The sequence below is a fragment of the Bacillus sp. FSL R5-0286 genome (genome assembly GCF_038593245.1).
GTDB lineage: Bacteria > Bacillota > Bacilli > Bacillales > Bacillaceae > Bacillus > Bacillus altitudinis.
Window position 1 is genome coordinate 1,469,950 of sequence record NZ_CP151977.1, and the last position, 22,513, is coordinate 1,492,462.

Below are 22,513 nucleotides of genomic sequence, written 5' to 3' on the forward strand. Positions count from 1 at the left end.
AATCATTTGCTAGGTTTTTTTCTTTTGCTTGAGCGATGGACGAGATCGTTCTATAAAAAGACGAGCCTGCATATGATGAAAACAAGCCATATGTAAGGAGTGAACCGGGCGTGCGAGTGTCAAGTGTAACAGTGAGAAAACGATTGCTTTTCGTGCTGCTGTTTGGGGTGATCATTTTTTTCATCATAGATACTAGATTAGGATATGTGCAGTTTATTATGGGCGAGAAGCTGACAAGTTTAGCGAAAGATTCATGGAGCCGTAACCTTCCATTTGAACCAGAACGAGGAGATATTTTGGATCGAAATGGGGTGGAGCTTGCGACGAACAAAAGTGCTCCCTCTATTTTAGTCGTGCCGCGGCAGGTGAAAGACCCAGCAGAAACAAGCAAAAAATTAGCAGCAGTACTGAATATGTCTGAGGAGAAAGCGTACAAGCATGTCACCAAGAAAACGTCTATAGAGCGGATTTCTCCAGAGGGGAGAAAAGTATCTCATGAAAAAGCAAAAGAAGTCAGAGAACTTGATTTAGATGGAGTCTATGTAGCAGAAGACAGCATTAGACATTACCCGTTTGGAAGTTTCTTATCTCATGTATTAGGTTTTGCTGGAATTGATAATCAAGGCTTACTTGGGCTAGAAGCGTACTATGATGATGACCTAAAAGGTGAAAAAGGCTCTGTGAAATTTTATTCTGATGCAAAAGGGCAGAAAATGCCAGATGAAGCAGATGATTATACACCGCCTAAAGATGGGCTTGATATGAAATTAACAGTTGATTCAAAAGTGCAAACCATCATCGAACGAGAACTAGACAATGCCCAGGCAAAATATAACCCAGATGGCATGATTGCCATTGCCATGAATCCGAAAAATGGTGAGGTGCTGGGAATGTCGAGCAGACCTGACTTTGATCCGGCTGACTATCAATCAGTTGATTCAAAAGTATTTAACCGAAACTTACCGGTGTGGAGCACATATGAGCCAGGATCGACGTTTAAAATCATTACACTGGCAGCTGCCCTGGAAGAAAATAAAGTAAATTTAAAACGTGATCATTTTTTTGACAGCGGATCTGTGACAGTGGATGGCGCAAGGCTCAGATGCTGGAAAAAGGGAGGACATGGATCACAGTCGTTTCTAGAAGTGGTACAAAACTCTTGTAACCCAGGTTTCGTCGAGCTAGGCGACCGTCTTGGAAAAGATAAACTATTTTCTTATATTAAAAATTTCGGCTTTGGTCAAAAGACAGGAATCGACCTTCAAGGAGAAGGTAGAGGAATTTTGTTCCCGCTTGATCGTGTTGGTCCTGTAGAACAGGCAACAACAGCCTTTGGTCAAGGTGTATCTGTTACGCCGATTCAACAAGTAGCTGCAGTGGCAGCCGCAGTAAATGGAGGAACGCTTTACACGCCGTATATTGCAAAAGAATGGATCGATCCAATTACAAAAGAGGTAGTTAAAAAGCAATCACCAATTGCCAAGAAGAAAGTCATTTCAGCGGAGACGTCTAAAGAAATCAGGTATGCCCTTGAAAGTGTAGTCGCTCAAGGAACTGGTCGGAATGCATTCGTTGAAGGATATCGGGTGGGCGGAAAAACAGGAACAGCACAGAAAGTAAAAGACGGAAAGTACATGGAAAATAACCACATTGTGTCATTTATCGGGTTTGCACCTGCGGATGATCCAAGCATTGTTGTATATGTAGCAGTAGATAACCCAAAAGGCACGATTCAATTTGGTGGGACAGTAGCCGCACCTATTGTGGGCCATATTATGCGAGACAGTCTGCCTGAAATGGGCGTGAAAAAAAGAAAAGGACAAATTGAAAAGAAGTATCAATGGCTGGACACAAAAACCATTGAGGTACCGAATCTTGTAGGAGGATCTGTTTCTGACCTTGAATCACTCCTGATTAATTTAAAGATTGATGCTTCAGGAACTGGCAGTAAAGTGGTGAAGCAATCGCCTGCTGCCGGCACAAAGGTCAAAGAAGGTTCCACGATCCGATTATACTTAAATGATGAATAATAAAGAATGAACAGAGGGTAGCCGCACTCATTCGGCTGCCTCTTTTTGTTGAAAGAGAAGGGTGGCTTTAAAAAAAGAGCATAAAGTGTGCTTTTTCCAAGAGAAACTTAAGGAATACGCTGGATGTATCCTTTTTTTTACGATAAAATATAGACTGTGTGTTTTTTTCACAAGACATGCACGTGAACGAATTTGAGAGGTTTGATATGAAATGAAATTACAAGAACTCCTTACATACTTTAAAAGTGAAAACAGTGAACTGATAAACGAAAATCCGGAGATTACTTCCATTGAAATGGATTCAAGAGAAGTGAAAAAAGGGAGTCTTTTTGTCTGTATAAAAGGCTATACAGTAGATGGACATGATTACGCTGAAAAAGCAGTGAAAAGCGGGGCTGCAGCGATTGTAGCAGAACACCCACTTCACATAACAGATGTACCAGTCATTATTGTAAAACACTCTCAAAGAGCACTTGCAAGAATAGCAGATGCTTTTTACGAACACCCAACTCATAAACTCAATCTAATTGGTATTACAGGAACGAACGGGAAAACGTCCACAACACACATGATTGAGCAAATCATGAGAAAAGCCGATAAAAAAACAGGTTTAATCGGTACGATGTATATGAAGGTAAACGATGAAATTCTCGAAGTGAAAAACACAACACCTGAGAGTGTCACCCTTCAGAAGACCTTTAAGCAGATGCTTGATCAAGACGTAGATACGGCCATTATGGAAGTATCATCACATGCTTTGCATCTTGGGCGTGTTCATGGATGTGATTATGATATTGCCGTCTTTACAAATCTTACCCAAGATCATTTGGACTACCACAACACAATGGAAGAATATAAACATGCAAAAAGCTTGCTCTTTTCCCAGCTCGGAAGTGCCTTTCAGCACGATAAGCCGAAGCATGCCATTTTAAATGCAGATGATGAAGCGTCTAGTTATTTTGAAAAAGTCACAGCTGCTGAAATTATGACGTATGGCTTAGAGCAAGAAGCAGATGTAATGGCAAAGAACATTCAAATCAAACCAAAGGGAACACAATTTGATTTGATTACCCCAATCGGCACAAAAAATGTGACGGTTGCCCTTATTGGGAAATTCAATGTGTATAACATTCTAGCAGCTGTATCAGTAGGCATTGTATCAGGCTTAACGTTTGAAACGATCGTTAGTGCCATTGAAGAACTTGAGGGAGTCAAAGGAAGATTCGAACTTGTGAATTTTGATCAAGACTTCCCAGTCATCGTTGATTATGCGCACACACCTGACAGTTTAGAAAATGTACTGACTACGTGCAGAGAATTAACAGAAGGTAGAATTTTCTGTGTAGTTGGCTGCGGGGGCGACCGTGATAAAACCAAGCGCCCTCAGATGGCCCAAATCGCTGTGAAATATGCAGATGAGCCTGTTTTTACATCAGATAATCCAAGAAGTGAAGATCCATCAGCCATTTTGAAAGACATGGAAAATGGCGTGCCAAACGCCTATTATCACAGCTTTGTGAACCGGAAACAGGCCATCTTTTTTGCCATTGCTAATGCAAAAAAGGGCGATACAGTCTTAATAGCTGGAAAAGGCCATGAGACGTACCAAATTATTGGTGATCAAGTCTATGACTTTGATGATGCCAAGGTGGCAGCGGACGCTATTTTAGATCTAAACAAATCTTAAAAATGATGAAAAGAGTGTAATGAAATGAAGAATTTTGTACAAAAACAACATACGAAAGACACGAATGAATATCATAATAATGAATGCTATTTTCTAATGGAAAACGGCTTTGGAAATTCGGAAGGAGTAAAGAACAATGCTTGAACAGGTGATATTGTTTACAATCATAATGGGATTTTTAATCAGTGTTCTTTTATCCCCGATTTTTATTCCGTTTTTAAGAAGACTTAAATTTGGTCAAAGTATTAGAGAAGAAGGACCTCAGTCTCACCAAAAGAAATCTGGTACCCCAACAATGGGTGGAATTATGATTATCTTTTCTATTACAATTACAACGATCGTGATGATTAACAAATTCTCTGAGATTAGTCCAGAAATGTTTTTATTGTTATTTGTCACCCTTGGCTACGGATTATTAGGATTTTTAGATGATTATATTAAAGTAGCGATGAAGCGAAATCTTGGCTTAACATCGAAACAAAAACTGATCGGGCAAATTGTGATTGCTGTGATTTTCTATGCAGTCTTCCATTATTATGAGTTTGCAACGACTATTCGCATTCCAGGAACAGATGTCAGCTTTGACTTAGGATGGGCATACTTTATCCTCGTCGTTTTCATGCTTGTCGGTGGTTCTAATGCGGTAAACCTTACGGATGGACTTGATGGTTTATTATCTGGAACAGCTGCTATTGCATTCGGAGCTTTTGCTATATTGGCTTGGAATCAATCTCAGTATGATGTGGCGATCTTTTCGGTAGCAGTAGCAGGCGCTGTCCTTGGGTTCCTTGTCTTTAATGCGCATCCTGCAAAAGTATTTATGGGTGATACGGGATCGCTTGCTTTAGGCGGTGCCATAGTGGCCATTGCCATTTTAACGAAACTTGAGATTTTACTCGTCATTATTGGAGGAGTATTTGTTGTTGAAACGTTATCCGTTATCCTTCAAGTCATCTCCTTCAAAACAACTGGAAAAAGAATCTTTAAGATGAGCCCGCTTCACCACCACTATGAGTTAGTTGGCTGGTCTGAGTGGAGAGTAGTTGTCACCTTCTGGACAGCTGGTTTATTGCTTGCTGTTTTAGGAATTTACATCGAGGTGTGGTTATAATTGAATAGGATGCAAATGTTAAAAGACGAACATGTACTAGTACTAGGCCTTGCAAAAAGCGGATATGCGGCAGCCTCAATTCTTCACGAGCACGGAATAAACGTGACGGTCAATGACCAAAAAGCTTTTGAAGAAAACGAGCCTGCTCAGTTACTTTCTGAAAAGGGGATTGATGTCATTTGTGGCAGTCATCCTCTTCGTATGTTCGACGATAAAGAAATTACGATTTTAATTAAGAACCCAGGAATTCCTTATGAGAATGTGATGGTTCAAGAGGCGCTTCGCCGAAAAATTCCAGTTTGGACTGAAATAGAATTGGCGTATCATTTGACCTCATCTCCTTTTATTGGGATTACCGGATCAAATGGAAAAACGACCACGACCACTTTGATTTATGAAATGTTGAAAAAAGACAGTCAAAAAACATTGGTAGCAGGTAATATCGGAACGGTCGCAAGTGAAGTTGCCGCGCGTGCAGCGGGCGATGAATGGATCGTAACTGAGCTCTCTTCATTTCAGTTAATGGGAACCGTTGAATTCAGACCTAAAATCAGCTTAATTTTAAATATTTTTGACGCACATTTAGACTATCATCACACGCGTGAAGAATACGAAAAAGCAAAACAGAAAGTGTATGCACATCAACAAGAAGATGACATAGCTGTGGTTAACCTAGGTGATCCATCTGTTGTCAAACTAGCAGAAGATTCGAAAGCGCAAAAAGTGTTTTTCTCAGTTAAAGAGCCGGTAGCACATGGAGCGTTTATTAAAGGTGGTGCCATCTACTATATGAATGAACATGTCATTGACCTCAAGGATGTTGTTCTTCCTGGTGAGCATAACCAAGAAAATATTCTAGCAGCTATTTGTGTTGTAAAAAATGCAGGCTGCTCAAACGAAGCGATTGCGCAAGTTCTTACTACATTTAGTGGAGTGAAGCATCGTTTGCAATTTGTGGAGACGATTCAAAATAGAAAATTTTATAATGACAGTAAAGCGACCAATATACTGGCAACAAGTAAAGCTTTGTCTGCCTTCAACCAGCCGACCATTTTACTAGCAGGTGGACTGGATCGTGGCAATGAATTTGATGAATTAAAACCTTTTATGAAGAATGTAAAAGGAATGATTACATTTGGTGAGACTGCGCCTAAGTTTGTGAAGCTTGGTGAAGAGCTGGGAATACATCACGTAAAACATGTCGATAATGTTGAACAAGCAGTACCTGCGGCGTTTAGCATATCTGAAGAAGAAGACGTGATTTTATTGTCTCCAGCTTGTGCAAGCTGGGATCAGCATAAAACATTTGAAGAACGTGGAGACATGTTTGTAAACGCCGTGCATATGCTTAAATAAGGGCTTGTCTCTCATATGACTGACAGCCCAAATGAAATTATGCTTGGGGTGTCGGTCTCTTGACGAATAAGAAAACTTCTCCGGATTTTTTGCTTGTTGTCATTACGTTACTTTTATTGACGATTGGTTTAATTATGGTGTACAGCGCAAGTGCTGTGTGGGCATCGTATAAATTTGATGATTCGTTTTATTTTGCAAAAAGACAGCTTTTGTTTGCCGGAATCGGAGTTATCGCAATGTTTTTCATTATGCGGGTCGATTATTGGACGTGGCGGACTTGGTCAAAGATACTGATTGCAGTGTGTTTTCTCCTCCTTGTGCTTGTCTTGATTCCTGGTATCGGTATGGAGAGAAATGGTTCAAGAAGCTGGATTGGTGTCGGTGCGTTTAGTATTCAGCCCTCTGAATTTATGAAGCTTGCGATGATTGCGTTTCTTGCAAAATTCTTATCTGAAAAACAAAAGAATATCACATCCTTTCGTAAAGGTTTCGCCCCAGCACTAGGCATTGTGTTTTCTGCATTTGCCATCATTATGCTGCAGCCGGACCTAGGTACAGGAACGGTTATGGTTGGAACCTGTATTATTATGATATTTGTTTCAGGTGCGAGAATCGCTCACTTTATCTTTCTCGGTCTTTTAGGGCTTAGCGGATTCGCCGCACTTGTCTTATCAGCACCCTATCGAATAAAACGAATTACATCTTATTTAAATCCTTGGGAGGATCCACTTGGCAGCGGGTTTCAAATTATTCAATCCTTATACGCTGTCGGTCCAGGCGGTCTGTTTGGAATGGGGCTAGGTCAGAGTAGACAAAAATTCTTCTATTTGCCTGAGCCTCAAACAGACTTTATCTTTGCTATATTGTCTGAAGAACTTGGATTTATAGGTGGATCACTCATTTTGCTGCTCTTTAGTGTTCTATTGTGGAGAGGCATTAGAATAGCCCTCGGTGCACCAGATTTATATGGAAGTTTCTTGGCAGTGGGCATCATCTCAATGGTTGCCATTCAAGTAATGATTAATATCGCAGTTGTCACTGGTCTCATCCCTGTGACGGGCATCACACTCCCATTCATAAGTTATGGCGGTTCATCACTGACATTAATGCTGATGGCAATTGGCGTACTTTTGAATGTAAGCAGGTATGCTAGATATTAATGTGCTGATAGTTCATGAAACCATATAGACTTTTATTTTGCAAAAGTATGAAAAAATGATTTGAAGAGTGAAAATGGCAGTTTCTGTTTCGAAAACATGATGATTGACTCTTCTTTACAGGTTTTGACGGAGCCCTGTTGTTTAAAACAGGGTTTATACTTTGTTCAGAGCAGAAAAAAATTGAGGGGAAATGGTATAATGCGTATAGTTATTAGTGGAGGCGGAACAGGCGGGCATATTTATCCTGCTCTAGCTTTTATTAAAGAAGTGAAAAGACTGCATCCTGATGTGGAATTTTTATATATTGGCACTGAGAATGGGCTTGAAAAGAAAATTGTAGAAAGAGAAAATATCCCTTTTAAATCAATTGAAATTTCAGGTTTTAAAAGAAAGCTTTCCTTTGATAATGTAAAAACAGTGATGAGGTTTCTAAAGGGCGTCCAAAAAAGTAAATCTTATTTAAAAGAATTTAAGCCGGATGCTGTTATTGGAACAGGTGGTTATGTGTGTGGTCCAGTTGTTTATGCTGCGTCTAAGCTAAAAATCCCGACGATCATTCACGAACAAAATAGCCTGCCAGGCATCACAAATAAGTTTCTGGCACGGTATGTGAATAAAGTAGCCATCTGTTTTGAAGAAGCAAAGGAACACTTTCCTTCAGAAAAGGTTGTTTTTACTGGAAACCCAAGAGCCTCTGAAGTCGTCTCTATTAAAGAGGGAAAATCTCTTAAAGAGTTTGGGCTGGATGAGAAGAAAAAAACGGTTCTCATTTTTGGCGGGAGCAGAGGTGCAGCTCCAATCAATCGAGCAGTGATTGACATGCAAGATGAATTAAAGGCAAAGAACTATCAGCTTTTATATATTACAGGTGAGGTTCATTATGAAAAAGTGCTGAACGAATTAAAAGAAAAAGGTGAAGCACCGAATATGATCACAAAGCCTTTCTTGCATCAAATGCCGGAGTATTTAAAATCAATTGATGTCATTGTTGCAAGAGCGGGAGCCACAACGATTGCTGAAGTGACGGCACTTGGAATTCCGACCATCTTCATTCCAAGTCCATACGTGACCGCAAATCATCAAGAAATTAACGCTAGATCACTTGAAAAACATGATGCTGCGATCGTTTTAAGAGAATCAGAGCTTTCTGGAGATCGCTTGCTTCATGCAATTGATGAAATTGCTGGTAATGACGAGAAACTACATCAAATGAGCCGTTTAACAAAAGAACTTGGAGTACCAGATGCGGCCACACGTTTATATAATGTGTTAAAAGAAATTACGACTTCATGATGAATGATATGAGGTAAGGCGGAGGGTAATATGGAGAACTTGAAGAATGAATTATTAGAAGCGCAAGTTGGTAAAGTACTTGAAAATGAACCGCTTGCAAATCATACGACAATGAAAATAGGCGGACCGGCCGATCTATTAGTCATCCCTAAAGATGTCGATGCTGTCAAAACAATTATGGATCAGGTGAAAAAACATGATACTCAATGGACGGTCATTGGGAGAGGATCCAATTTACTTGTCCTTGATAAAGGAATTCGCGGGGTCGTTTTAAAGCTGGGCGCTGGGCTTGATCACTTAACTGTCAATGATGAAGAGATTACAGTTGGTGGAGGCTATTCAGTTGTAAGACTCGCGACGTCTCTTAGTAAGCAGGGGCTGTCAGGATTGGAATTCGCAGCTGGTATTCCAGGTTCTATTGGTGGCGCTGTTTATATGAACGCAGGAGCACATGGATCTGATATCAGCAAGATTCTTGTGAAAGCGAGAGTCTTATTTGAAGATGGAACGATCGAGTGGTTAACTAATGAGCAAATGAACTTTAGCTATCGAACTTCTGTGCTTCAAAAGGAACGACCTGGAATTGTTCTCGAAGCAGTGTTCAAGCTTAAACAGGACGAACGTGAGAAAATCACAAAGAAAATGCAGCAAAATAAAGATTATCGCAAGGAAACACAACCGTATAATAAACCATGCGCCGGCAGTATTTTCCGAAATCCATTACCTGAATATGCAGGACAGCTTGTAGAAAAGGCGAATTTAAAAGGATATCAGATTGGCGGCGCTAGAATTTCTGATATGCACGGAAACTTTATTGTCAATGCTGGTGGGGCGAAGGCTCAAGATGTGCTCGACTTAATTCAGTACATTCAAAAGAAAATCAAAGATGACTACAATGTAGAGATGCATACAGAAGTAGAAATTATTGGTGAAGCAAATTAAAGGCTACTACTTATGAATGATGGTATCACAGGAAAACAAACGGCATTTTTTCATGCCGTTTGTTTTCTAATCAATATGAGATAAAGAATGATCCAAAGGTGCGGACAAGCAGCTTTGAATGAGGTGAAGAGTATATATGCGGCCTGATCATGAAAATGAAAAGATCGTCAATATAGAAGAGCGAATCCCTAAAATTAAAGAACAAAGGAAGCAGAAAGCGAATCGGAGATTAATCTCTTTTATTCTGCTGTTTTTTATCATGGTTTTAATTATTGTCTATTTGCAAACACCAATCAGTAAAATTTCTTCTTTAACCATTACCGGTAATGAACATGTACCAACAAAACAGCTCGTTAAACTTTCGCAAATTAAAGAAGGCGAGACAGAGTTTTGGAATTTAAATAAAGATATAACAGCAGACCATATAAAGCAAAATAAGTTGATTAAAAGTGTCAGTATCAAAAAACATTTCCCTAATAAGGTCAGTATTGCTGTCAAAGAGTATGCAAATATTGCGTATCTGCAAAAGGGACATTTTTATTATGAGCTTCTTGAAAACGGGACGGCTTTGCCAGATGAAGTAACGCCAAGTCACGCAGGACCTATTTTTGTCGATTGGGACAATAAAGAGAAATTGAAGCAAACAGTGAAAGCTCTGAATCAACTGCCGGCTTCTATTCAGGAACTAATCTCAGAAGTATATTACGTACCGACTAGCTCCAATCAGTGGCTCGTTAAATTTTATATGAATGATGGAAACACCGTTATTGCATCAATTAAAACATTCGCAGATAAAATGACAACGTACCCTGCCATTGTCAAAGAGCTTTCGTCCTCTGAGAAAGGTACGATTCATATGGAAGTAGCTACGTATTTTGAAGCTTTTAAATCTAAGAAAAAGGAAGATGAACGTTGAGAGGCAAAACCGTCATATTCTCAATTGTAATGCTTGTTCTTGGATTTCTGATTTCTTTTTCATACCAATATACGAAGCAGCATCGAGCAGATGTCAATCGAACAGAACAATGGAAAAAAGAATATTCTTTGAAAAGTCAGCTAACAAAGCAAGAAAAGGCGAATCAAAAACTTGAAAAAGAACTTTATCGTCTTCAATCAAAAGTCCAAGAAACAGAGTTTGGTTTGAAAAATGAAAAAGAGCAGTATTTTAATGTTTTGGAAGATGTTGAGAAATACAGAATGTTTACAGGAGAAATAGGTGTAAAAGGGAAAGGGGTAAAAGTATCTCTTGAAGATGCATCTTATATCCCGAGTGGACAAAATGTCAATAATTACATTGTGCATGAGAGCCACATTTTCCATGTGATAAACGAACTATTTATATCAGGGGCATCTGCTGTAGCTATAAACGGACAAAGAATCACACACCAATCATACATACATTGTAACGGTCCAGTCGTCACGGTTGATGGTGTTCAACATCCAGCACCATTTGTCATTTCTGCTATTGGAGATCCAGCTGTTTTAATTCCTGCATTAAACATTGCAGGCGGGGTGGTTGATCAGCTGACAAGTGATCATATTTCCATGACGATTGAAAAGAAGGATATTCGTATGAATCCTCTTCTAAGAAACAAAGATTAAATGTGAAAAGGTGAGTGGTGTTGAGGAAAAAGAAGCCATTACTTAGTTTGACAGTCCTGATGGTCATATTTGGCATCATGGTCTCCATCCAGTTTAACTCTCTACAAAAGCCTAAAGTTCGCGATACTCGAGACGTTTGGGAATTAAGAGAGGATTTATCTGCATCTAAAAGTAAAGAACTGGATTTATTGAAAGAAATTGATAAATATGATGAAATGCTAAAAAAGTATGGCAACCAAGAAGATCAATCAAAAGAAGCACAATTAACAAAAACGTTGAAGGATTTGAAAGAAAAGGCTGGTTTTACAGAGGTAACGGGTGAAGGAGTTGAAATAGAAATTACTCAGCTTTTTTCTAAGGAACTTACCGGAGAAGAAGTCAAAAACATACCACCTGATCTTCTAAAAAAATTAATCAACGAAGCCAATATGTTTGGGGCAAAACATATTTCCATTAATGAACACCGGGTGATTAACACCAGTGTTATTCGAGATATTAATGGTACGACGAAAATGGATGGTTACAGCATAGATGGTGATACAGTCACGATTAAGATGGTCAGCGAGCAGGCCGATAAATTATACAGCCGTTTAAATGTATCAGATATTGGTGATTTGTTTGCTCAGGAAAATTTCAGTTTGAGTATTAGACCGCCGAAGAAAAAAATTCATTTAAAAGCATTTGACGGTACAATTCAATTAAATGAATTGAAGCCTCTTGACGATGTAAAGGAGGGAAAATCTTAATGTGGCTTCCTGTACTTGGTTTAATCATAGGAGTTGCGATCGGTTTCTTAACGAATTTTACGATACCGAATGAGTATTCTAACTATCTTTCCCTCGCCGTACTTGCTGCGCTTGATACATTGATTGGTGGAATCAGAGCACATCTGCAAGGGGCATACGATGAACTAGTGTTTGTATCAGGTTTCTTCTTTAATATTATACTCGCAATAAGTTTAGCTTTTCTGGGCGTCCATCTTGGTGTAGACTTGTATTTAGTCGGAATGTTTGCATTCGGTGTTAGATTGTTTCAAAATATCGCCGTTATTCGAAGAATTCTACTAACAAAATGGACAATTTCTAGAGAAAAAAAGAAAAAAAGTGAGTCATAAAAAAGGATATACATATGATGTAACGAATATTTTCAGTAATCCTAATAAAAAATGTTGATTTTTTAAGTTTTGTTACACACTTGTAAAAACACATTCATTGTATTGTTGTTCAGCAAATAATAGAATAGAAAGTATTGATATGTGAGGAGGTGCCATAGAATGAACAACAATGAAATTTACGTCAGCCTTGACATCGGTACATCCAATATAAAAGTCATCGTCGGAGAAATGGCGGATGATTCGCTTAACATTATAGGTGTTGGAAATGTCCCTTCAGAGGGGTTAAAAAAAGGATCGATTGTTGATATAGATGAAACAGTTCATTCTATTAGACAAGCATTTGAACAGGCTGAGAGAATGGTAGGTTTTCCTTTACAAAAGGCGATAGTCGGAATTAACGGAAACCACATTCATATTCAGAATACGAGCGGCGTGGTCGCAGTGTCTAGTGAAAATAAAGAAATACATGCTGAAGATGTGAGACGTGTCTTGGATGCTGCACAGGTAGTATCTATTCCGCAAGAACATCTCGTAGTAGACGTAATTCCGAGACAATTTATCGTCGACGGAAGAGATGAGATCACAGATCCGAAAAAAATGCTAGGTGTACGGCTAGAAGTGGATGGATCGTTAATCACAGGTTCTAAAACGATTCTACATAACTGGCTCCGATGTGTAGAGCGGGCTGGTATTGAAATTATGGATATTTGCTTGCAGCCACTCGCATCGGGTTCAGCGGCGTTATCGAAAGATGAAAAAAATCTAGGGGTAGCTCTTGTCGATATTGGCGGCGGCTCTACTACGATATCCGTATTTGAAAACGGGCATCTCTATTCTACTCACAGTATCCCATTGGGCGGAGAGAACATTACAAAAGATTTGTCTATAGGACTTAGAACTTCCACTGAAGAAGCTGAACGAATCAAAAAGCAATTTGGGCATGCATTCTATGATGAGGCATCGTCTGAGGAGACATTTGAAGTTTCCGTCATCGGTACGGACCAAAAACAGACGTATACACAACTTGAAGCAGCCAATATCATCGAAGCGCGATTAGAAGAGATTCTGCTTTTTGTGGCAGAGGAATTACGCAATATGGGTGTCCATGATTTGCCTGGCGGATTCGTTCTAACAGGTGGACAGGCAGCTATACCAGGTATCCTTTCTCTGGCACAAACGGTCCTACAAAACAATGTAAGAATCGCAAGTCCTAATTATATTGGGGTCAGGGAACCTCAATATATGACAGGAGTGGGCTTGATCCATTTTGCTTATCGCAATGCAAAGATTCAGGGCAGACAGGTTGGATTCCAAATGCCGGATGAAGCATTTCATGAAGTAGGCGCGTCCATGGAGCCGGTTTCTTCTACACCACAAGTAAAAGAAGCTCAGCCAAGACCGAAAGTGAAACAAAAAGCGCAACAAGAGACAAATAAAAAACCGGGCAAAATGAAAAAACTATTTAATATGTTCTGGGAATAGAACTAGATTTTCGACGGATTAGGAGGATTCAGCATGTTGGAGTTTGAAACAAATATAGACGGCCTAGCATCAATTAAAGTAATCGGTGTAGGTGGCGGCGGAAATAACGCTGTCAACCGAATGATTGAAAATGACGTACAGGGTGTCGATTTTATTGCAGTGAATACAGATGCACAGGCGTTAAACTTATCAAAAGCAGAAACAAAAATGCAAATCGGTGCTAAGCTGACAAGAGGGCTTGGAGCAGGTGCGAATCCTGAAGTCGGTAAAAAAGCTGCTGAAGAAAGCAAAGAACAAATTGAAGAAGTCCTAAAAGGCGCTGACATGGTCTTTGTGACAGCCGGTATGGGCGGTGGAACTGGTACGGGTGCTGCACCTGTCATTGCGAAAATCGCAAAAGATTCTGGAGCCTTGACAGTTGGAGTTGTGACTCGTCCTTTCACATTTGAAGGAAGAAAGCGTCAGCTTCAAGCAGTTGAAGGGATTGCTTCTATGAAAGAAGCAGTTGATACGTTAATCGTGATTCCAAACGATCGCCTGCTTGAAATTGTCGATAAAAACACGCCAATGCTTGAAGCATTCCGTGCAGCAGATAACGTGTTAAGACAAGGTGTTCAAGGGATCTCAGATCTCATTGCAACACCAGGTTTAATTAACCTTGACTTTGCTGACGTGAAAACGATCATGTCTAACAAAGGTTCAGCTCTTATGGGAATTGGTGTCGCAACAGGCGAAAACCGTGCTGCTGAAGCAGCGAAAAAAGCCATTTCTTCACCACTTCTTGAAACAGCGATTGATGGAGCACAAGGTGTTATCATGAATATTACGGGTGGTACGAACCTTAGTCTTTATGAGGTACAAGAAGCAGCGGATATTGTTGCATCAGCCTCTGATGAAGATGTCAACATGATCTTTGGATCTGTCATTAATGATAACTTGAAGGATGAAATTGTGGTCACAGTCATCGCAACCGGTTTTATTGAGCAAGAGCCGGAAGTGACAAAACCTCAAAGAAATCCATTAGGACAAGGATTAAAGCAAAATCAATCCATTCCACAAAAGCGTGAAGTAAAACGTGAGGAACATCAGCAAACATCATCACAACCAAGACAAAATACACAGTCAAGTGATGATACATTGGATATCCCAACGTTCTTACGTAACCGCAACAAACGATAAGCAAGCACGATTCAACCCCTTCCTTTGGAAGGGGTTTTTTATGTCTGCATGGTGAGAAGATCCTGAGCTTGATTGATATAAAAGTCTTGTTTCCGCATGTTATTTGGAACTATCGTATGTGTTTTGGCTTGAGTCTATTAAGTCAAAAGAATCATTTTTAATTCCCTTTACAAAAAACGACAAAATGTTGAACTTTATTTGACTACATTAATGAGAACACCATGAAACTTGTCATGATCAAAAAGAAGGGGGAGGGGCAGGATACACACTGTTTGACCATTTGAGGAGGAGGGATTTTATTGAAAGTGAAGTTTCGCAAAACCGCCGTCTATCGTTTCATGAGTCTTTTGGTGATTGGTACTTTAACGATGACAAGCTTTGGGATGGTTCAAGCAAAATCGACTTCTACCTCATATCAGGAGGAAGCCGTTTCCTCTAAGACAACAAAAGCCAAGATTTCTTCGAGATTAAAGAAGCAGTTTCAAAAGGAAGATAAGGTGACCTTCTTAGTCAAAATGAAGGAACAAACGAATGTACAAAAAGTAGCAAAAGAAGCTGTATCAAAAGCAAAAAAACAAAAATTAACCGCGGCTAAAATGCAGTACACAAAAAGATCAGCCGTTGTATCTGAGCTGAGAGCAACATCTGATGAAACGCAGCAAGCGCTCCTAGCGTATTTACAAAAGGAAAAAAAGAATAAGCAAGTGAAAGATATTCATTCCTACTATATTGTGAATGGTCTAGCTGTGACGGCAACAAAAGAAGTGATGGAAAAGGTTGCTTCTTTTCCAGAAGTAGCTCAAGTGCTGCCGAATGAAACACGTCAACTTCATCGTCCTGTTGATTTGAAGCATGCTAAGCCAAACAAACAAATCAAAGCAGTAGATGGAGTCGAATGGAATATTGCTCAGGTGCATGCACCAGAAGCGTGGGATTTAGGCTATGACGGGACTGGAACCGTTGTGGCAAGTATTGATACAGGTGTCGAATGGGATCATCCTGCGCTAAAAGAAAAATACCGCGGGTTTGACCCTGCTCGTCCGAACGAACCATCTCATGAACTGAATTGGTATGATGCCACGACAGGCTCTGAAGTCCCTTATGATGACTTGGAGCATGGGACCCATGTGACAGGCACAATGGTTGGTTCTGAGCCAGATGGAAAGAATCAAATTGGGGTCGCACCGGGAGCAGAATGGATTGCAGTGAAAGCTTTTTCAGAAGATGGCGGTACAGATGCTGATCTGTTAGATGCCGGTGAGTGGATTTTAGCCCCGAAAGATCAAAACGGAAATCCTCACCCAGAAAAGGCACCTGATGTTGTGAATAATTCGTGGGGCGGTGGCCCAGGTCTTGATGATTGGTATAAAGATGTAGTGAATGCTTGGAGAGCAGCAGACATCTTTCCAGAATTTTCAGCCGGTAATACCGATTTATTCAATCCAGGCGGTGCGGGTTCGATTGCAAATCCTGCTAACTATCAAGAAGCCTTTGCTACAGGTGCAACAGACCAGGACAACAAGTTAGGGTCTTTCTCCCTTCAGGGTCCTTCTCCATATGGCGTAATGAAACCAGATATTGCTGCTCCGGGAGTAAACATTCGTTCTTCGATCCCGGGAAAAGGATATGAGGATGGGTGGAATGGTACATCGATGGCAGGTCCGCATGTCTCAGCTGTTGTTCTTCTTCTTCGCCAAGTGCAATCAGACCTTTCTGTTGATGAAATTCAGCAAATTCTCATTGAGACAGCGAAACCACTGACAGATCAGCAATTTCCTGAATCCCCTAACAACGGCTATGGGGCAGGGTTAGTGGATGCAAGAGAGGCGATTACTGCTTTAACCAATGGAATCGGTACGATTGAAGGTCAGGTGACAAAAGAGGGAGAAGATACAGAACCACCTGTTTTTTCACATAAAGGTCCGAATGAAATTTTTGCTGCAACGCCAACCCCATTGACCATCACTGCAGAAGATGGGATAGCAGTGGCAAATGTTTCTTTGATTTACCGAGTAGATCAAGGTGAATGGGAGACGTTGCAAGCCGACCGCACGGATGGAAATCATTTAAAAGGAACCTATACGGTGCAGCTCCCTGAACTTGAGGGGGAAAACGTGACGTACCGATGGATTGTGAAAGATTTTGGAGAAAATGAAGCGGCATCAGATTCTTATACACTTCCAATTAAAACATCCATCACCACTGGCTACTCACAAGATTTTGAAGCATGGCCAAGTGGATGGTTCAGTGGTGGAACAAAAGATCCGTGGCAGTGGGGAAAACCGTCCACAGGTCCAAAACAAGCATTTAGCGGGGAACATGTCTATGCCACCAATTTAGACAGTCCTTATGAAAATAAAACGGACGCCAATTTGTCTATGCCGCTCATTGCTGTACCAGATTCAGGTTCTTCCTACCTGCAATATCAATACTGGCATGATCTCGAAGCCAATTATGATTATGTGCATGTCTATGTACAGCCAGAGGGTGAAGACGCCGTTCAAGTGACAGCTTATACGGGGAAAACAAATGCGTGGACAGCAGGCGAAGTTGATTTATCTGCTTATAAAGGGCAAAAAGTGAGAGTCCTGTTTCAGATAAGAACAGATGGCAGTGTCACAAAAGATGGCTTTTATTTAGATGATGTGAAAATCACAGATGAGGCTTTGTCTCAACAAGCTAAGAACCAGCTAGGTGTGATCAAAAAAGAAAAATCCACAAGCCAGAATAAGAAATCAGTTGATCCAAAAAAGGCAAAGCCTGCTAAAGTAAAAAATAAACATGTACACATTCAAAAGCAAAACAGTCATGATACTCCGTCTATTCAAGCTCTTCCAATGAAAGCACAAATCAGTGTTCTAGAAAGCGGAAAATCAACTTCCACCGATGAAGCGACAGGGAAATATCAGCTGTCTCAAGGAGCAGGAGAATGGACAGTGAAAGCGGAAGCTTACGGCTTTGAATCACGGTCCCAAAAAGTCAAAGTGGCATCAAAAGAAACAGCAGAAGCGAATTTCTCCTTACAGCCGCTAGAGAAACGAACGATCTCCGGCACGGTCGTCAATGAAACAACTGGTGAAAAGGTGAAGAATGCAACTGTTTATCTTGTGGAGGACGCAAAAATTGAGCCGGTGAAAACAGATGAATCCGGTGAATTTTCTCTAGAGGCATTAAGCGGTGTCTATACAGTCAAAATTTTTGCAAAGGGGTTTAAAGGCTATACGTTTACAGCGGATGTGACGGAAAAGCCACTTGAAAAGTCAGTGAAACTTGAGCCTTTTATCGGTTTTCCGGGAGAGATTGGCTACGATGATGGAACGGCTGAAAATGCGCGGGCTTTCTACGATCCTGGCAATGGCTGGGCTGTGAAGTTTTCATTAGAAAAAGGAAAAAAACAAGCACAAGTCACAGGTGGTCTTTTCCGGTTTTGGACATCAGAATGGCCAGCTCCTGGAGGCGATGAATTTGCTGTTGAAGTATATGATGCTTCCGGGAAGGGTGGCGCACCAGGTGAGAAAATCGCAGGACCTTTAAAAGCAAATGCACTGCGTAATGGTGAATGGACAAAAGTAGATTTAGAAGATCAAGCCATTACAGTAGATGGTGATTTCTATCTTGTTTATATTCAAACGAAAAAGAATACCGAATCGCCGGGACTTGCCACAGATGAAGATGGCCCTAATGCTGAAAGAAGCTGGCAGCTGACGAGCGGTGCTTTTTCTCCTTCTCCGAAAGAAGAGGGGAATTATATGATTCGTGCGCTCGTAAACTATGAAGCAGATGTACCAGAAATCACTTCTCCAAAGGAAGGAACCATTACAAATCAAGGTGAATTGACGATTGAAGGCACAGCCTCTCCGGGTCTCGATGTGGCCATTTATCAGAATGATGAAGAGGTGGCCAACGTCAAATCAGATGAGTCGGGTACTTTCAAAGAAAATGTATCTGTTCCAAGTGGAGAGCATGTCTTCACGGCGGCGACTGTAACGGATAAAGGCTCAACAAAACATTCCAAGCCAGTCAAGGTGATCATCGATCAAACAGCACCGACATTGACCATTGATACACCGAAAAAAGGCGACAAGTTTAATAGAGAATCACTCACGGTGGAAGGGAAAGTAGCGGATGATTATCTAGATCAAGTCACAGTCAATGGAAAAAAAGCGACCGTAAAGGATGGGGCATATTCTGCAAGGGTGCTGCTTGAGAACGGGAAAAATACAATCAAAGTGACAGCAAAAGATGCGGCAGGAAACAAAACGACTAAAAAGGTCGACATCGATGTACAATATGATGCACCTGTCATTTCTGAATTAACGCCAAAAGACAATATGAATCTATCATCAGGTGAATCGGTTAAGATTTCATTTAAAAGCAGGGAAAAGCTAGATGCCACCTTTGTTCTTCATATGCCGCTGACAAATGCTAGATCAAAACTTCAAAACACAACCGAACTGCCGATTCGTGAAGTAGCACCGGGAACGTATGAAGGCTACTGGACGGCGACATCTATTGCAAAAGCAAAAGGTGCGGTGATTGAAGTCATTGTCAAAGATGATTATGGAAATGTCACAAGACAGAAGGCAGAAGGAACACTCACCATCAATGAGAAAGAATGACAGCGAAAAAGACACGACTCTTCGGAGCGTGTCTTTTTTTGTGCAATGAATAGAGGAGACACTTGTCCAACAAATCATTCGGATGTTCTTTCTGTCTCATACGTCGACAAAAACGATAACAATCCACCAAAAGTTCTCTATCATCCCCTACAAGAATTGACAGACTTCCATCCGATGACTGTTTTATACTGGTACAAACAAGTGCAAGTACTGCTTTTGATTCTTTGTTTCAGATGAAAGGAGCAGAAGGTGGTCATTTATTTAGATGTCATTTGGCTGTTAAACTTTTGTTTTGATCTATTGCTGCTCTTACTCACGGCATTTATTCTCAAACGACAAGTGAAAAAAAGGCGATATATGTTTGGAGCTCTCATTGGATCGAGCATTGTTCTCTTGCTCTTTACGCCATTTGCAATGGTTGTGTCGCACCCTTTAGGCAAACTGCTTTTTTCTGTCTTGATCGTGCTTGGAACCTTTGGCTTTCAAAGATTTCGTTCCTTTTTTCAAAACCTGTTTGCTTTTTACTTTGTCACATTTTTGATGGGAGGGGGCATGATCGGGGTTCATTCGTTTTTGCAGACAAATACAGTCATTCAAGATGGACTGCTTATTTCACAAAATGATGGATTTGGTGATCCCATTAGCTGGCTTTTTGTTCTCACTGGCTTTCCGGCCATTTGGCTGTTTTCAAAGAAACGATTAGGAGAGGTTGGTGCGAAAAAAAGACAATATGACGAACAAGTACTTGTGGAGATACACATTCAAGGAGAAACAATCCGCTTAAATGGTCTGGTCGATTCTGGAAATCAGCTGTATGATCCATTGACGAAAACACCTGTCATGATCGTCCAGCTCGATCAGCTCACATCTATTTTCGGAGAGCCATTTATAGAAAAAATGAAACAGTTTCATCCTGTTGAAGTGATGCAAAAGCTCGATGACCATTTTCCGCTGCTCGATCGTTTAAGACTCGTTCCGTATCGCGCAGTCGGTCATGATCACGGGTTTCTACTATGCTTTAAACCAGATACGGTCGTCCTTTATACAAAAACGCATATGATCCAGCCAGCGAAGTGTTTTGTTGGGATGAGTCTAAGTGGATTATCAGCAGATCAGGAATTTCAATCCATCATTCATCCAGAGATGTTAGACGGAAAAATGATACAAGGGGTGTCGTAGTTTTTTTGTGATGTCTTTTATCTTACGAAGTCAACTGGACATTTAGAAGGGAGAAGAAGATGAAAAAATTAAAATTTAAACTCACTTACTACTGGTATAAACTCCTCATGAAGCTAGGGCTAAAGAGTGATGAGATTTATTATATTGGTGGAAGTGAGGCACTGCCTCCGCCATTATCAAAGGATGAAGAACAAGAATTGCTCGTTAAATTACCTAAAGGTGATCAAACAGCAAGAGCCATTTTGATCGAAAGAAACTTGCGATTGGTCGTTTATATCGCAAGAAAATTTGAAAACACAGGCATTAATATTGAGGATTTGATTAGTATCGGAACGATAGGCCTCATAAAGGCAGTAAATACGTTTAATCCAGAAAAAAAGATCAAACTGGCCACATATGCGTCTAGATGTATTGAAAATGAGATTTTGATGTATTTGCGCCGAAATAATAAAATCCGTTCAGAAGTATCCTTTGATGAACCGCTTAACATCGACTGGGACGGCAATGAATTGCTTTTATCAGATGTACTTGGGACAGATGATGATATTATCACACGGGATATTGAAGCAAATGTCGATAAAAAATTACTGAAAAAAGCGTTAGAACAATTAAACGATCGTGAAAAACAGATCATGGAACTGAGGTTCGGTTTAGTTGGCGGTGAAGAAAAAACCCAAAAAGATGTTGCCGACATGCTTGGTATTTCTCAGTCCTATATTTCAAGGCTCGAAAAAAGAATTATTAAACGATTGCAAAAAGAATTTAATAAGATGGTCTAAAAAATTTTTTTTGAAAGCTTTATCCCTGCACTGTCAAAGGGATCACCATTTTTTCACATCTTTCTCGTCGTAGACCGTGCATATTTTTCCATCCCACGGAGATACTGAACTTTGTACAACAGCTCCTGTAGGGAGGGAAAAAAGTGTCCAGAAATAAAGTGGAAATCTGCGGAGTCGACACCTCCAAACTGCCTGTTCTGAAAAACGACGAGATGAGAAAATTATTCAGACAGCTGCAAGATGAAGGTGATGATACAGCAAGAGAAAAGCTAGTCAATGGCAATTTGCGGTTGGTTTTAAGTGTGATTCAGCGTTTTAACAACAGAGGCGAGTATGTTGATGATCTCTTCCAAGTAGGCTGTATCGGATTAATGAAATCAATTGATAATTTTGATTTAAGCCACAATGTCAGATTTTCAACTTATGCGGTCCCTATGATCATAGGAGAAATCCGTCGATACTTGCGCGATAACAACCCCATCCGGGTGTCTCGTTCACTAAGAGATATTGCCTATAAGGCGCTTCAAGTCCGTGAGAGACTGATTAGTGAGACAAGCAAGGAACCAACGGCAGAAGACATTGCCAAAGTGTTAGAAGTCCCTCATGAGGAAATTGTTTTTGCCCTAGATGCCATTCAAGATCCTGTTTCTTTGTTTGAACCGATTTATAATGACGGAGGAGATCCGATTTATGTGATGGATCAAATTAGTGATGAACGGAACAAAGATACACAATGGGTAGAAGAATTGGCCTTAAAAGAGGGAATGCGCAGATTGAATGATCGAGAAAAAATGATTCTTCGCAAACGCTTCTTCCAAGGTAAAACACAAATGGAAGTGGCAGAAGAAATCGGCATTTCTCAAGCACAAGTATCAAGGCTTGAAAAAGCAGCAATCAAACAAATGAATAAAAATATTTTTTAAAGCCGCCGCTGATGTGCGGCTTTTTTCATTCTTTTTAGAGAACCCATCTGTAGTATT

The 22,513-nt window shown here is 40.4% G+C and carries 17 protein-coding genes; all 17 read left to right on the forward strand.

The features are described 5' to 3' along the window. Positions 1–110: 110 nt before the first annotated feature. Complete coding sequence (locus tag NST24_RS07475; protein WP_017359366.1) at positions 111–2,030, forward strand: stage V sporulation protein D; 1,920 nt, start codon at positions 111–113, stop codon at positions 2,028–2,030. A gap of 211 nt (positions 2,031–2,241) precedes the next feature. After that, positions 2,242–3,717 carry a UDP-N-acetylmuramoyl-L-alanyl-D-glutamate--2,6-diaminopimelate ligase gene (locus tag NST24_RS07480; RefSeq protein WP_342462499.1) on the forward strand — a complete coding sequence of 492 codons (1,476 nt, stop codon included), beginning with the start codon at positions 2,242–2,244 and terminating at the stop codon, positions 3,715–3,717. A 136-nt stretch (positions 3,718–3,853) separates the two neighbouring features. Continuing rightward, complete coding sequence (gene mraY / locus NST24_RS07485; RefSeq protein ID WP_007499771.1) at positions 3,854–4,828, forward strand: phospho-N-acetylmuramoyl-pentapeptide-transferase; 975 nt, start codon at positions 3,854–3,856, stop codon at positions 4,826–4,828. Next, positions 4,829–6,184, forward strand: coding sequence for a UDP-N-acetylmuramoyl-L-alanine--D-glutamate ligase (gene murD / locus NST24_RS07490; RefSeq protein ID WP_342462500.1), 1,356 nt, complete (start codon positions 4,829–4,831; stop codon positions 6,182–6,184). It begins immediately after the preceding gene. Between the two features lie 59 nt (positions 6,185–6,243). Next, entirely contained in the window at positions 6,244–7,344 is a 1,101-nt protein-coding gene (gene spoVE, locus NST24_RS07495; protein ID WP_039166797.1) for a stage V sporulation protein E, read from the forward strand. Between the two features lie 198 nt (positions 7,345–7,542). Continuing rightward, complete coding sequence (gene murG, locus NST24_RS07500; protein ID WP_024720309.1) at positions 7,543–8,637, forward strand: undecaprenyldiphospho-muramoylpentapeptide beta-N-acetylglucosaminyltransferase; 1,095 nt, start codon at positions 7,543–7,545, stop codon at positions 8,635–8,637. Between the two features lie 30 nt (positions 8,638–8,667). After that, on the forward strand, positions 8,668–9,579 hold the full coding sequence (gene murB, locus NST24_RS07505) for a UDP-N-acetylmuramate dehydrogenase (RefSeq protein WP_007499764.1): 912 nt from the start codon (positions 8,668–8,670) through the stop codon (positions 9,577–9,579). 136 nt (positions 9,580–9,715) lie between these two features. Continuing rightward, positions 9,716–10,495 carry a cell division protein FtsQ/DivIB gene (locus NST24_RS07510; protein WP_039166792.1) on the forward strand — a complete coding sequence of 260 codons (780 nt, stop codon included), beginning with the start codon at positions 9,716–9,718 and terminating at the stop codon, positions 10,493–10,495. Next, entirely contained in the window at positions 10,492–11,181 is a 690-nt protein-coding gene (locus NST24_RS07515; RefSeq protein ID WP_007499760.1) for a DUF881 domain-containing protein, read from the forward strand. The genes NST24_RS07510 and NST24_RS07515 overlap by 4 nt, the downstream gene beginning before the upstream one ends. A gap of 20 nt (positions 11,182–11,201) precedes the next feature. Further along, a complete protein-coding gene (locus NST24_RS07520) occupies positions 11,202–11,927 on the forward strand; it encodes a DUF881 domain-containing protein (RefSeq protein ID WP_007499758.1) in 726 nt (241 codons plus the stop codon). Further along, positions 11,927–12,295, forward strand: a complete 369-nt coding sequence (locus NST24_RS07525; protein ID WP_003210988.1) for a small basic family protein — start codon at positions 11,927–11,929, stop codon at positions 12,293–12,295. Before NST24_RS07520 ends, NST24_RS07525 begins: the two co-directional genes overlap by 1 nt. Positions 12,296–12,454: 159 nt before the next feature. Beyond that, positions 12,455–13,777, forward strand: coding sequence for a cell division protein FtsA (gene ftsA, locus NST24_RS07530; protein WP_007499754.1), 1,323 nt, complete (start codon positions 12,455–12,457; stop codon positions 13,775–13,777). Positions 13,778–13,810: 33 nt separating this feature from the next. Further along, a complete protein-coding gene (ftsZ, locus tag NST24_RS07535) occupies positions 13,811–14,956 on the forward strand; it encodes a cell division protein FtsZ (RefSeq protein ID WP_007499752.1) in 1,146 nt (381 codons plus the stop codon). Positions 14,957–15,261: 305 nt separating this feature from the next. Continuing rightward, entirely contained in the window at positions 15,262–19,575 is a 4,314-nt protein-coding gene (locus NST24_RS07540; protein WP_342462628.1) for a S8 family serine peptidase, read from the forward strand. Between the two features lie 249 nt (positions 19,576–19,824). Next, a complete protein-coding gene (spoIIGA, locus tag NST24_RS07545) occupies positions 19,825–20,754 on the forward strand; it encodes a sigma-E processing peptidase SpoIIGA (RefSeq protein ID WP_342462501.1) in 930 nt (309 codons plus the stop codon). A 59-nt stretch (positions 20,755–20,813) separates the two neighbouring features. Continuing rightward, positions 20,814–21,533 (forward strand): RNA polymerase sporulation sigma factor SigE, encoded by a 720-nt coding sequence (sigE, locus tag NST24_RS07550; protein WP_007499746.1) that lies wholly within the window; start codon positions 20,814–20,816, stop codon positions 21,531–21,533. Between the two features lie 143 nt (positions 21,534–21,676). Next, entirely contained in the window at positions 21,677–22,456 is a 780-nt protein-coding gene (gene sigG, locus NST24_RS07555) for an RNA polymerase sporulation sigma factor SigG (protein ID WP_003211879.1), read from the forward strand. Positions 22,457–22,513: the final 57 nt, after the last annotated feature.